We start from the raw sequence: 13,592 nt of genomic DNA, 5'->3' as shown, positions 1-13,592 counted from the left end.
TCCGCTGATTCCCAGGTGTTAAAAACGGTCTAATTAAATAGAAAATTTTGGCTGGCCGTCTCTGAAATGAGCGGCAAAATTAAGCTATATTATAGCAGATTTCAGGAAAGTAAACTACCCCACGCCTAGAAGGCGATGGCTTTTGGTAGCCCTTCAGTTATCGTGCAAGCCAACAACTGAGAACCTCTGGGCTGGTTTACACTCAGCCCCACTAAAGCAATCATCTTTGAGCCATTAACATCGGCGCCTCCAATCGGGCCACAGGCTTGATTGCTGCACTTAAATTGCTTCTGGGTTCTGACACCGATATGCTTGCCAACAATGGCAGCTTTGGCTTGTATAGGCTGGGTTGACGGTAACCACCGATACTCCTTCCTTAATTCCTTTATATTCAAGAAATGTTTTTAACTGATAAAAAGCCCAAGAATTAGACCGGCTTCTTTCAGTTTTGTTTCTAGGTTTCGAGTTGGTTCGCTCGCGAATCCCTGTTAAATCTTCGATAGAAACAAAGGATTGAGTTTGTTTTGCCTCTTGAATAATCGCTTTCGAGATGTTGTGGGTGAGCCATGCTTGGTATCTTCACATCAAGTCCCGATAACCGTTTCAAAATCTGTCTAGCTCTACGTCTAGTTGATCTTGTGCCTTGAGATGCTTTCTTTTGAAGAGAAGTTCTAACACGACTATATTTGTCTCTAGTTTTTTGAATCTCCTTTCCTGACCAGGATTTCCCCGTGCTTGTAACAGCTATATCTCGTCTACCCAAATCAACCCCAATTACACTTGCCGATGCAAGAGGAGTTGGCGTTTGGGACTTGAGCTGAAGATGAACGTATAGCCTTTCTCAAAAAGATGAGGTACGACTGACAGCTTACATAACCAGTTCCACTAAGAGGGCCCAAGCCCAACAACGTCCGCGAATCTTTCTGAAAACCGCTATACCAATCCCCATCACGATGTAAACAGATTTGAGCAGAGGTAGGTTGTTGGTCTTGCAGTTTGTCGCGATGGTAGCTACTCGCTCTAATGGGTGCAGTTAACCTTTTACCAATAGTGCTAATACTAACCGTCCAGTTAGACTCAATGAAACGAAAAGTTCTCGCATCACAATCAAAGCTCGTTGGTTGAATAGATTTAACCTTTTTACCTTTGTGTTTGGCGGTTAAACGATTGGCAGCTATTCTGGCACAAGCTCTAACTACATGATTAGCTGTTAATTGAAACTGTTCTTTTACTTCTTTGTAACAGACGGCTTGAACTGAGTTTCTGTTAGTCAAACCTGGATTGACATTTTGATTTATCCAGTTACAAGCTGACGCAAAAGCACTAGCTGTATCAATCAACATTTGCTGCTGATTAATATCTACTTGAAGCTTGACAACTAGCGTCAGAAATTGTTTCATACCCAATCAAAACTCACCTAAGTGCATTATACTGTCAAAGCGGATGTCCTGTCGGACGTTTAATTAATTGGCGCGACGTTCCTTCCCATACTGGAAAGATGGGGACTTCCCTTCGCGCATTATCGGTGATATTTGCTATGGCTGACTCTATTGCTCGCCGCTTGGAACAATACACGATCGCCCGATCGCACGAAGTGTTAATCGTGAAGGCCGAAATTGACGGCGAATTCGACGAAATTGCTATTTTTAAAGGGTTTTCTAGCTCCCTGGTGCGATCGACCGCGAGCGATCCAGAAGTGCCAGTTTTGCCGGAGACAGCAAAGATTGTCAGTGTCGATCGGCTCTATAGTCCCTACAATCCAAATAACCCCCGCTATATCGAGCAAGGGCTATCTTGGGAAACAATGCAATTTCTATTGTCCGAGGCCGGGGTTTAGCACTCACACTAGGAACACAACAATGTTGATTGGTGTCAACTTAAGTCTAAAACCCTTAAGAAATCTCGTTGATCCCTGAGTCTAGATCCCCCTAAATCCCCCTTAAGAAGGGGGACTTTGAATACTCTTGTCCCCCCCCTTAAGAAGGGGGGTTAGGGGGGATCTAGACTTGGATACCAACCAGAGATACAAAAGCACCGTGTCCCTACCCTGAGGACTAAATCGTGCCGCCGGCCGCTTGAAAACGAGCTCTCGCACGTTTGATTGCTTGCTTAGCTTGAATTTGCTCTTGCAAAGTGCCACTAGCAGAGCTTTCCAAACGAGCTTCTGCTTCGGTGTAAGCAGTACGAGCAGCTTCTTTATCAATCGTTTCGCCTTTTTCAGCGCCGTTGACAAGGATAGTTACTTGGTTTTCTTGGATTTCTGCAAAGCCGCCCATCAGAGCAATAGACACCCATTCCTTACCAGGACGGACGCGCATCACTCCGGTATCCAAAGCAGTCAACATCGGAGCGTGACCGGTCAAGATACCCAATTGGCCTGTCGTGCTTGGCAGAATTACTTCTTCAGCATTAGAATCCCAAACAGTTTTGTCTGGGGCCACTACGCGCACAGTTAATGTCATAAATTGTCCTTAGTCATTAGTCAGCAGTCATTAGTCATTAGTTGTTAGTCATTAGTTGTTAGTTATTAGTTGTTAGTTATTCGTCATTAGTCAGCAGTCATTAGCTATTAACTAATGACTGCTGACTAATGACAACTGTCAACTGTCAACTGTCAACTGTCAACTGACTAAAATTACTTAGCGTCAGCCTTCATTTTTTCAGCTTTGGCGATCGCCTCATTGATATCGCCAACCAAATAGAAAGCTTGTTCAGGTAACTCATCAAGTTCGCCAGCCAAAATCATTTGGAAGCCCTTAATGGTATCTGCCAACTTGACGTACTTACCGGGGGAACCGGTGAACACTTCTGCTACAAAGAACGGTTGAGACAAGAAGCGTTCAATTTTGCGAGCGCGAGAAACAGTCAAGCGGTCATCTTCAGACAGCTCGTCCAAACCCAAAATCGCAATAATATCTTGCAATTCCTTGTAGCGTTGCAGAGTAGACTGCACCTGACGAGCAACACCATAGTGCTCTTCGCCAACAACGCTAACTTGCAACATTGTAGAAGTAGAATCCAGCGGGTCAACAGCCGGATAAATGCCCTTCGCAGCCAAACCGCGAGACAACACAGTTGTAGCGTCTAAGTGAGCAAAAGTTGTAGCTGGAGCCGGGTCAGTCAAGTCATCCGCAGGTACGTATACAGCTTGTACCGAAGTAATCGAACCTTCAGTAGTCGAAGTAATCCGTTCTTGCAAGTCGCCCATGTCTGTACCGAGAGTCGGCTGATATCCCACAGCCGAAGGCATCCGACCCAAGAGAGCGGATACTTCAGAACCAGCTTGTACGAACCGGAAGATGTTATCAATGAACAGAAGCACGTCTTGCTTGCTGACATCGCGGAAGTATTCTGCCATCGCCAGAGCCGACAGGCCCACGCGCATCCGAGCACCAGGTGGCTCGTTCATTTGACCGTATACTAGGGCAATTTTCGACTTGCTGCGGTCTTCTTCGTTAATAACCCCAGATTCGATCATTTCCTTGTAAAGGTCATTACCTTCACGGGTGCGCTCGCCCACACCGCCAAACACGGACACGCCGCCGTGAGCTTTAGCGATGTTGTTCACGAGTTCCATCATAATTACGGTTTTGCCGACGCCTGCGCCGCCGAACAAACCGATTTTGCCACCGCGACGGTAGGGAGCCAGGAGGTCGATGACCTTGATCCCAGTTTCAAACACCGAAGGTTTGGTTTCCAGTTCGGTGAAAGCCGGCGGGTTGCGGTGAATGGGCATACTCTCGGAAGTATTGACCGGGCCGAGGTTGTCTACGGGTTCGCCGATGACGTTAAAAATACGGCCGAGAGTTGGGATGCCAACCGGAACTTGGATCGATTCTCCTGTATCTACTACTTCCATGCCGCGCACTAAGCCGTCGGTGGTACTCATGGAAACTGCACGCACTTGGCTATCTCCGAGCAGTTGCTGAACTTCGCAGGTAACGGAAACGTCTTGACCTGCTTCGTTTTTGCCGGAAATTGTAAGAGCGTTATAGATCTGGGGCAGTTTGCCACCTGGGAATTTTACGTCTACAACAGGCCCGATGATTTGGGTGATGTAGCCTACGTTCGTTTTTGTTGCAGTGGATACCATGAATAGTGCCTTTGTTAGGATTCTATTTTTCCCGTTGTGGAAAAAGTCTTAACATTTAGAAATGCTATTTCTCAGAGTACCACTGAACAGACGCACTATTTAGATTTGTATGGGGATGCTTAAGAGTCATTTTTCTGGTTGCTGCTGTCGCTTTTTTTTCCCGCGAGCCGCCGCCAAAGCCCCGATCCCCAGCATACTGCCGAATATTGTTACCGGCTCGGGTGCCAGCTCGGCCGAGACGGTGAAGTCTTGGAAGTCGCGATCGTTTCCATCTCCGGCATCGTCGAAGGAAATTCTTGTACCCTGAGCCAGTTGGGCCATTGTGACCGATGAATATTCTTCTGGGCCTTTACCGCCGTTGATGCTTGTAAATGACTCGGTGGAGCGGGGGTTGAGCCCAAAGTCGCCAAATACGGCTTGCTGACATCCAGACACCAGACAGTCATTTCTGCGAAATTGGGTGTTGGCGGCAAACCATTCGGGGCTGTTCATGAAGGTGCTGCTGGAGGCGTACTGCTCGAATTGTTTGCCACTACCGCTGTCGCTCCACAGCAGCAGGGCATAAACTTGATCCTGCAAAAAGGTGAAGGTTTGAGTTGGGGAGCCGTTGTTCGAGCTGACTGAGTTGCCGAAGGTTCCTTTCCATTCATCGGCGCTTCCGTTATCTGAGGGTTTGAACTCGTAAAACAGTCGGGTGATGTTGCTGTAGCCATTGACTCCTGTCTGAGCTTGGGCTACCCACAAGCTAGACTGGTAAGCGCCGTGAGATTGGTCGAATGTAAAGTTGATATTGGTATCTCGATCGAACTGGATGCCGCTGGTGCCAAACATGAAAGCTCGGGCGGGCGTACAGATGCTGAGCAAGATTGTGGTTGCCAAGCTGGCGACTGTAAAAGATGTTTTTTTGACTAGCGTTAAGGTAGCCATAACCCTGATTCCTCCAGTATTGTTAGTTAGTAAGGTGCTAAATCCTAGCTTGTATCTTGCCATGACGGGAATAGACGATCGCGACCCTCGGATATTAAGGGCGATCGTCAAACCGACCAAACAGGCTCTACACCAGTGACTCTAGAGACTGATATCACTTAGGTGTGTTTTTGAGTCAATGAGTGCTTGTTCTAAGAGTTTTCACTGATACTCTAGTGGCAGAATATTTTCATCAGAAAAATGGGTTTGAAACCCCGTCCTTTTAGGACGGCTTTACATTTGTTGTTACTACCGCCGGGCGAGTCGCAAGAGTTCGGTGTGATGAAAGTGTTGCACTTTCAACGGGACAATTACCGTTTCAAATTTTGCGACCCTGTACGCATAGTGTTTGCTACCGAAAAGTTACGGTAAGCCCTATTTCTAGGTGTATATTTCCCGCTAGCCACTGACTGCCAAAGTGGTTAAAAACGCTGCGGTGGCATTCTTAACGTTTTGGGGGATACCACAAGGAGTGACAGTTCAGTTTGTCTTAAAGACGTAGGCTAGACACTGGTTTAGTCCTGAATTTGTGAAGGTGCGTAGTCCGATTTCAAGCCCCATGCCTTGATAGCTGGGGTTGGTGACCTGTCACAGCCAGATTTTTACTCAGTATAGATTTACAAGCTACTACATCTATTGGTATCGCTAAGTGTCTCAAATTGACTGGAAGACTTGCAAATATTAGCTTTCATCAAAATTTATATATTTTTTTTGTCAATTTTTGTGAAATTTTGGTAAAGCTCGTCCCAAAATTATAAAGTTTCTCAGAAAATTTTGGCTGTTGGGTGAGTTGCTTGGCTAAAGCGAGCTGGGATGTGGCGGCGGCCGGGAGTAGCGATGGGAGGGAGTTGTTTGGCACTTGACAGTTGACAGTTGACAGTTGACAAGCTGTGGAGCATTTAAAATGCGTATTGTAGGGTGCGTCAGTTTCAAGGTATTTTCCATGTATAGTCAGTGTTGTAGCTGACGCACCCGGAGCTGGATAGTTAGGGGTTTAAATCCTCCACAGCTTAGTTAATATTTGATAGTTAATATTTGATAGTTGATAGCACTTGACAAAGGAAAGAAGAGGATTGGAGTAATGAATAGTCTGCTTTGAATTTATCCTTAAAAGGGTTCCAGCTTTAAAACAATTATTTATGGTGATTAAATAGATAGATTTCCTGCGGATTTACTATATTTTTCTGAGGGGAAATAGTATCAATCCTATTGACAGGAGGAACCTTCATGAGTCAGAATAGGGAAAGATAAATACGATCGCACTTTTAGCACAAATCTTTAACCACAATGGCAGCCAACAAACTACATTTGCTCGGATGGTTATTCATAGTTGGCTGCCTCAATGCAGCGGCCGGCTCGGCTTCCGCGCAACCCATCACCCCCGCACCAGACGGCACGAACACAGTCGTGACACCCAACGGCAATCGCTACGACATTTCCGGGGGGTCATTGGGCGGTGACAAGGCTAACCTGTTTCACAGTTTTACTCAGTTTGGTCTCAGTTCCGGTCAAACGGCAAACTTTTTAAGCAATCCCAACATTCAAAATATCTTAGGAAGAATTAACGGAGGAAATCCTTCTGTAATCAACGGCTTAATTCAAGTGACAGGTGGAAATTCCAACCTGTTTTTGATGAATCCGTCGGGGATAATTTTCGGACAAAATGCCAGCCTCAACGTACCGGGTTCTTTTAACGCCACGGCGGCCACAGGTATCGGTTTTGGGAACAATCAGTGGTTTAGTGCGATCGCCAATAACAACTGGGCAGCTTTAATCGGGAATCCCAACAGTTTCGCATTTACCAGTCCGCAAGCAGGAAGCATTGTAAATGCAGGAAATTTGACCGTGGCACCCGGTCAAAGTTTAAGTTTGACGGGGGGTACAGTTGTCAATACAGGTCAGTTAACGGCGCCGGGAGGTAACATTCTGATTGCGGCTGTACCCGGTCAAAATTTGGTGCGGATTTCTCAAGCGGGAAATTTATTGAGTTTGGATGTTCAACCAACAGCAACTGGGGGTTCGCTGCCGAATAATTGGACGCAGCCGGTGTTATCTTTGCCGGAGTTACTGACGGGTAAAGGGCAGGAACAAGCAACGAATTTGACGGTAAATGCGAATGGGGATGTTGTGCTGGCGGGGAATGTGGCAGTGCCTGTAACTGCGGGAACTGCGATCGCCAGCGGCAGTATCAACGTCTCTGGCAATACTGGCGGTAATGTTAACATTTTAGGCGATCGCGTAGGCGCGATCGCGGCTAACATCGATGCTTCGGGTATTAACGGCGGCGGGAATGTACTGATTGGCGGAGATTTTCAGGGTTTGGGGACTGTACCCAATGCTGTGCGGACGTTTGTGAGTGCAGATTCGACAATTAATGTGGATGCGATTAGCAACGGTAATGGCGGGCGAGTGATTGTTTGGGCTGATGAAACTACTCGTTTTAATGGGAATATTACTGCGCGAGGTGGCTTGTTTTCTGGGAATGGCGGGTTTGTGGAGGTATCGGGAAAACAATCGCTGGATTTCGCTGGGTTGGTGGATTTGCGATCGACTGTCGGCAGTGCCGGAACCTTATTGTTAGATCCTACTAATATTACTATTAGCACAGGTGCGGATGCAGGCGGTGCATTCGGGGGAGGAGTGTTTGCTCCCGGTATCGCTGCGCCTACGGCTACAATTAATAACGGGACGCTGCAAACGCAATTGGGTTTAGGTAATGTCACTATTTCTACTACATCTCTTGGTGCGAGTGCAGGGGATATTACAGTTAGCGCTCCGATTGCTTGGGCCAATAAAAATTCCCTGACTCTGAATGCCAGTAATAGCATATTTGTTAACAACAATATCACAACTCAGGGAGGCAATATCACCGTCAATGCAGATGCCGATAATTTCACCGGTGGTAGTCTCACCATTACCAATGCGACCATTAATACAAATGGTGGCAATTTTACCGGTATTGGCCGCGGGAATACTGTCAATGGAAATGGGATTAATATTAATGGTGGTACAATTAATGCTGGTGGTGGAAATATTGATCTCACTGGTAGTAGTGCAGTAAATTCGTCAGGTAACGTCGGCATTCAAGTATCTGGCGGAACCGTTACACCTGCTACAACAGCTACTTTAGCAACTACTGGAACGGGAAAGATTACCCTTAGCGGCACTAGCGGTGGTAGCCTCAATAGTTCCGGGATAGTTTTGCGCGGGCCTACGATAAGTTCATTCAATGGTGAGATTACACTGACTGGTAACGGCAGCGGATCTGGATACGGAATTCAGATGTTGGGTAATGCCGTGGTGGAATCAACGGGAACGGGAAAAGTCGGCCTGACGGGTACGGGTGGCAATGGGATTAATGGCAGCAATAGAGGGATATCTCTTGAGACAAATAGCAGCGTTAAATCGCTCAATGGAGATATCAGTCTTATTGGAAAAGGTGGCAGCAGTGGCAGCAGTAATTACGGTATTGCGATCGACAACGCGGCCTTAGTGCAATCAACTGGAAGCGGCAGTATTTCTTTCAGCGGTACCGGCGGTGCGGGCACAAACAACAATCTCGGGATATTGATTAACGCCAGCAAAGTGCTATCAAACAATGGAAACATCAGTTTCGCAGGGACAGGTGGTGGCACTGGAAGCGGTAACCAGGGTATTCGCATGGAAAACCTGCCGTCGTCAGATGTACCACTTCTAAATGGATCGTTAGTTGAATCAACTGGAAGCGGAAGTATTTCTTTCAACGGTACGGCTGGTGCGGGCACAGACAATAACAGCGGGATATCTGTTGCTAATTCTAACGTGCGATCGGCGAGTGGAAATATCGCCATGACTGGCACAGGTGCGGGGACTGGTATCAATAAAACAAATTACGGCATTATTGTTGAGGGTAATTCAGCAGTAGAATCGACGAAGGCAAGTATCGATCTGAATGGTAAGGCAGCAATCGGTTCGGCGGCAATTTTTCTGAATAAGAGCTCGCTCAAATCGACGGTGGGAAATGTTGCTCTGACTGGTAATGGGCCAAGCGGTACTAATGAAATTAACCTGAATAATAGCAACATTAACCTGACGGCGGGAACCGGTAATGATGTTACTTTGACCAGTGATGCAATTACGGTTTCACCCACGTCTCAAGTCAGTGGGAAAGGTACGATTCTGTTGCAACCCCTGACTCCAAGTTTAGGTATTACTGTTGGCACTGCTGGTAATTCTACTGATTTGAATCTCAGCACTACTGAACTCGCAGCTTTCAAGGGATTTTCCCAAATGATTGTCGGGCGGGCGGACGGCAGTGGGACGATCGCAATTGCTGACCCTACTGCTGTTAGTTTTGATTTTCCGGTCACATTTCGCTCTCCCCAAACTAGCGGCACAATTGCAGTCAATGGCAACATTAAAGGGATAAATAATGCTTCAATTAGTTTTGATGCTCCCACTACTAACTTAAATGCAAATGTTGTCACCAACGAACAGAATATTAAGTTTGGTGGTAAAGTGTCTCTCGTTCAGGGTTCTAATGTCACTCTCGATACTGGGTTAACGAAGGCAGGCGATATTAATTTTGGGGGAACTGTTGACGGTGATGGGAAGCTAACTTTGACTTCGGGAACAGGTATTATCAATCTCAGCGAAGCAATTGGGGGGACTGTGCCTTTGGGTTCCCTGACAATAGTTAATTCTCTGAATGTTACCAATTCTAAATCAAACCCGATCGCGATTACCACTACTGGCGATATTACTACAGGCAATATTACGAATCCCGGACGGGCGATCGCGCTTACGAGCAACAATGGTAATATTACGAGGAGTTCCACAGGGGCGATCGATACCAGTTCTACTACCGGAATTGGCGGCCCGATTGCACTGAGTGCCAACAATATTAGTCCTGGTAATCTTAACTCTAGTTCTACCGCTGGCTATGGTGGAAAAATCACCCTCACGGGCAAAACAGGCAACATTTTAGCAGATCCCGGAGTAGTTTGGAACTCTAGTTCTACGAACGGTGCGGGTGGCGATATCGCGATCGCCACACCCAATCTAGTTCGGATCAATATCATTGATGCTAGGGGATTGCCCGGTACGGGAAATATTAGCATTAGCGGTAATGACATGAGCTTTTCGGGAGGCCCAGATTCCGTACAGGGTAAGGGTACTTTGTCAATTGCGCCGTCTTCGCCCAATGTCGGAATTCGCTTCCAGGATGCACTTGCTGACGATCCGAAGGCGATCGATTTAGGAAAACAATTTTTATCGTCCTTGGCTAATGGATTTAGTGGAATTGCGATCGGAACTAATTCTACAACAGGCAATATCACGGTAGACAATTTGCCTGCTGTTTTCAAAGATCCTGTGACTTTTAATACTCAAGGCACAATTGTTGTAAATAAAGGTCAAGCAATTTCGGGAACTGATGATGCTTCAGTTACTCTCAACGCTACTACTAATAACCTGAATGGAAATATTACCACCGCAGCTCAAGATATCACAATTAAGGGTAATGTCTCAGTCGGAGATAGCGTCTTAATCGGCAATGGAAATTCAGCAAGTGGCAAGATTCTGTTGAATGATAATATTGATGGCAGTGGCAATCTCACTTTAGAAACAGGTACGGTAAATATTGCGGTGAAAGGTGCTATAGGTAATACCGCACCCTTAGGAAATATTATTGTCAACAGTGGTGGTACGGCTACATTTAATGCTGTCACTGCTAGCAGTTTCACTACCAATGCTGGCGGTAAAACTGAATTAAATGGCAATGTGACTACCACCGGCGCTCAAACCTATGGAGATGCTGTCACAATTGCCAACAATCCAATTCTCGCAGGCACCGGCGTTACTTTCAAGGATACTGTGAACGGTAGCAGCAATTTGACTGTGAATGGGGGTAGCGGTAATATTACATTTAGCGGTGCAGTTGGGACTCTAAGTGCGATCGGCAATCTGACTGCTAACTCTACAGGTATAACCACATTTAATACTGTCAGTTCTGCTAGCATCACTACCAATGCGGTTGGTGCAACTATACTCAAGGGGAATGTCATTACAACTGGCGCTCAAACCTATGGAGATGCTGTCACAGTTGCCAACAATCCGATTCTGTCAGGTAGCGCTGTGACTTTCAATAATAGTGTTGACGGTAGTAGCGATTTGACTGTGAATTCGGGTAGTGGGAATATTACATTCAGCGGTGCAGTTGGGGCTGCAAGTGCGATCGGCAATCTGAAAGCTACTTCTCAAGGAATAACTGCATTTAATCAAACAGTCAAGGCGGCGAGTTTGACTACAGATGCGGGTGGTATAACTCAAGTGAAGGGAAATGTCACTACAACCGGCACTCAAACCTATAACGATGCAGTTACGATTGCCAACAATCCGATTCTGTCTGGCAGCGAATTAACTTTTAACAATACTGTTGACGGTGGTGGCGATTTGACGGTGAAGGCGGCTAGCGGTAATGTTACCTTCACAAGTGCGATCGGCAAAACAACTCCTCTGACAAGTTTAACTACCAACAGCAAAACATCTTTAGGTGGCAGCGTCACGACAACTGGCGCTCAAACTTATGCAGATGCAGTGACAATTGCCAACAATCAGATTCTCGCAGGCAGCGACGTTACTTTCAACAAGACTGTTGACGTAGCTGGCAATCTCGGTATTGCTGCTGACAATGTTAATCTCAAAGGAATTGTCACAACCAACAATGACGGCACGCTCACAATTACCAATAAGGTTAATCTCAATATTGAGAAAAACCTGAATTTAGACGGTGCATTCAGTCAAAAAGGGCCGGGAAGTGTTGCGCTTAGCGACAATGTCACCACAACTAATGATAACATCAGTTTTCAAGGCCCGGTGACACTAAAAGCTCCTGTAAGTTTGACACCGGGAGATGCAACTATTGCTTTCGGTTCGACTTTAGCAGCAGGAAGTAACTCGCTGAATTTAACAGCAAGTGAAATAAATTTTTCCGATAAGGTTTCAGGTACAGGCGCGCTAACGTTGCAACCGACAAAGGCAGGACAAAATATTGTGGTTGGTGGCACCGACAACACTACTCCCGCTTTAGATTTGACGGCATCGGAAATTAATTTGATTCAAAAGGGATTTAGCTCGATCGCGATCGGGCGATTCGATGGCACTGGCAATATTACTATTCCTAACGATCTCACTTTTACCGCCCCAGTCACGATTCAAGCGGGCAGTGGTACGATCGCACTTAACGCCAATATTACCGGAAATGACAACAGCAGTATTGCTCTTAACGGCAATAATGTCAAACTCGGCAATGATGTCGCTCTCAGCAGTGCCGTCGGTAATGTTAGTGTTGCAGGTGCGATCGATGGATCTCGGCGCTTGAACATCAATGCTACTAAAGGCAATGTGCTGCTGCAAGGAAATATCGGAAACACAACACCACTGACAGGTTTGAATGTTACTGCCTTAAATACTAAATTGGGTGGCAACGTTACCACGAATAACGGCAATATCAATATTAACGGTACTCTCGGGTTGACGAAAGATGCTGTATTGAAGACGGCTGGGGGGAATATTGGCTTTGGAGGTGCGATCGACAGTATAGATGGCGCCCGGAATCTAAATCTCGCAGCAGGTAGCGGCAGCATCACTTTCAATGGATCGGTGGGCGCAACCACAGCCCTAGGAAATCTGACAGCCAATGCTGCGGATGTGACAGCAAACTCGAAGATTAACGCCCAAAGCTTGCAAGTAAATAGCGCCGGAAATATCAATTTGTTGGGAAATGTCACTGCTTCAAACGGGGCAAATGGAGGGACAATCGAGCTGTTGAGCCCTACCGGAAAAGTGAATGCTAGAGATTTGAATACAGCGGGAAATACTGGCGGGAACATTACCGTTAAAGCTTTAAATTCAATTACGGCGGGAAAAATTACCTCCTTCGGTACACCCGGAAATGGTGGTAATGTGTTCTTAGATCCGATCGGCGATCTGCAAGTAGAGTCAATTAATGCCCAAGGCGGTACAGGTGGCACTGGTGGCGATGTCTTTATTTCGACGGGGAATTTTTTCCGCGCTACAGGTGGTTTTTCCACCTCACTTTCGCCAACAGGATTTGCTAGTATTTCTACTGCCGGTGGCGCCGGTGGTGGCAAAATTACAATTGTGCACGCTGGTGGAGATCAAGGGCCGCCGATTCAACCGTTTGTCGTGGGAGATACTACTATTAACGGTACGGCGGGTGCAATTACAACTGGACAATCTAGAATTACATCGCAGTCGTTTCCGCGTTCTAGTATTGTGGGTAATATTGTGTTGTTGACTGACGACGGCAAAGATCCAGCGCCAACAAATCGGCAGCCAATCCCGCCGACAAATGAGCCGAACCCGGGTATCATTCCGCCGACAAATGAGCCGAACCCGGGTATCATTCCGCCGACAAATGAGCCGAACCCGGGTATCATTCCGCCGACAAATGGGCCGAACACTGGTATCATTCCGCCGACAAATGGGCCGAACACTGGTATCATTCCGCCGACAAATGGGCCGAACACGG

The 13,592-nt window shown here is 46.6% G+C and carries 10 protein-coding genes; 3 read left to right on the top strand and 7 right to left on the bottom strand.

Annotated features, from left to right (window positions below; genetic code table 11):
• Nucleotides 1-125: 125 nt before the first annotated feature.
• The 3 genes from QZ918_RS33145 to QZ918_RS20495 form a co-directional block, all read right to left on the bottom strand.
• Complete coding sequence (locus QZ918_RS33145; RefSeq protein WP_367275391.1) at nucleotides 126-395, bottom strand: hypothetical protein; 270 nt, start codon at nucleotides 393-395, stop codon at nucleotides 126-128.
• Nucleotides 280-537 carry an IS200/IS605 family accessory protein TnpB-related protein gene (locus QZ918_RS20500; RefSeq protein WP_367275393.1) on the bottom strand — a complete coding sequence of 86 codons (258 nt, stop codon included), beginning with the start codon at nucleotides 535-537 and terminating at the stop codon, nucleotides 280-282. The genes QZ918_RS33145 and QZ918_RS20500 overlap by 116 nt, the downstream gene beginning before the upstream one ends.
• Before the next feature lie 227 nt (nucleotides 538-764).
• On the bottom strand, nucleotides 765-1,400 hold the full coding sequence (locus QZ918_RS20495; RefSeq protein ID WP_293337983.1) for a hypothetical protein: 636 nt from the start codon (nucleotides 1,398-1,400) through the stop codon (nucleotides 765-767).
• Nucleotides 1,401-1,537: 137 nt separating this feature from the next.
• On the opposite strand from QZ918_RS20495, the gene QZ918_RS20490 reads away from it, so the two are divergent.
• Nucleotides 1,538-1,837, top strand: coding sequence for a DUF7734 family protein (locus tag QZ918_RS20490; RefSeq protein ID WP_293151314.1), 300 nt, complete (start codon nucleotides 1,538-1,540; stop codon nucleotides 1,835-1,837).
• 217 nt (nucleotides 1,838-2,054) lie between these two features.
• Here the strand turns inward: QZ918_RS20490 and atpC are convergent, their stop codons facing one another.
• The 3 genes from atpC to QZ918_RS20475 all read right to left on the bottom strand — a co-directional run bounded on the left by atpC (nucleotide 2,055) and on the right by QZ918_RS20475 (nucleotide 4,924).
• Complete coding sequence (atpC, locus tag QZ918_RS20485; protein ID WP_293151311.1) at nucleotides 2,055-2,462, bottom strand: ATP synthase F1 subunit epsilon; 408 nt, start codon at nucleotides 2,460-2,462, stop codon at nucleotides 2,055-2,057.
• A 173-nt stretch (nucleotides 2,463-2,635) separates the two neighbouring features.
• Nucleotides 2,636-4,093, bottom strand: coding sequence for a F0F1 ATP synthase subunit beta (atpD, locus tag QZ918_RS20480; RefSeq protein WP_293337981.1), 1,458 nt, complete (start codon nucleotides 4,091-4,093; stop codon nucleotides 2,636-2,638).
• A gap of 126 nt (nucleotides 4,094-4,219) precedes the next feature.
• Nucleotides 4,220-4,924: a PEP-CTERM sorting domain-containing protein gene (locus tag QZ918_RS20475; RefSeq protein ID WP_293337979.1), complete on the bottom strand. Its 705-nt coding sequence runs from the start codon at nucleotides 4,922-4,924 to the stop codon at nucleotides 4,220-4,222.
• On the opposite strand from QZ918_RS20475, the gene QZ918_RS20470 reads away from it, so the two are divergent.
• Nucleotides 4,923-5,159, top strand: a complete 237-nt coding sequence (locus QZ918_RS20470; protein WP_293151300.1) for a hypothetical protein — start codon at nucleotides 4,923-4,925, stop codon at nucleotides 5,157-5,159. The genes QZ918_RS20475 and QZ918_RS20470 overlap by 2 nt on opposite strands.
• A 664-nt stretch (nucleotides 5,160-5,823) precedes the next feature.
• Here the strand turns inward: QZ918_RS20470 and QZ918_RS20465 are convergent.
• On the bottom strand, nucleotides 5,824-5,958 hold the full coding sequence (locus QZ918_RS20465; protein ID WP_293337977.1) for a hypothetical protein: 135 nt from the start codon (nucleotides 5,956-5,958) through the stop codon (nucleotides 5,824-5,826).
• A gap of 388 nt (nucleotides 5,959-6,346) precedes the next feature.
• On the opposite strand from QZ918_RS20465, the gene QZ918_RS20460 reads away from it, so the two are divergent.
• Nucleotides 6,347-13,592, top strand: a 7,246-nt coding sequence (locus QZ918_RS20460; protein WP_293337975.1) for a two-partner secretion domain-containing protein, incomplete at its 3' end; no start/stop codon positions are given.

The sequence above is a fragment of the Microcoleus sp. CAWBG58 genome, assembly GCF_020883045.1.
Classification (GTDB): Bacteria; Cyanobacteriota; Cyanobacteriia; order Cyanobacteriales; family Microcoleaceae; genus Microcoleus.
This window is presented reverse-complemented; position numbering and strand designations above follow the sequence as displayed.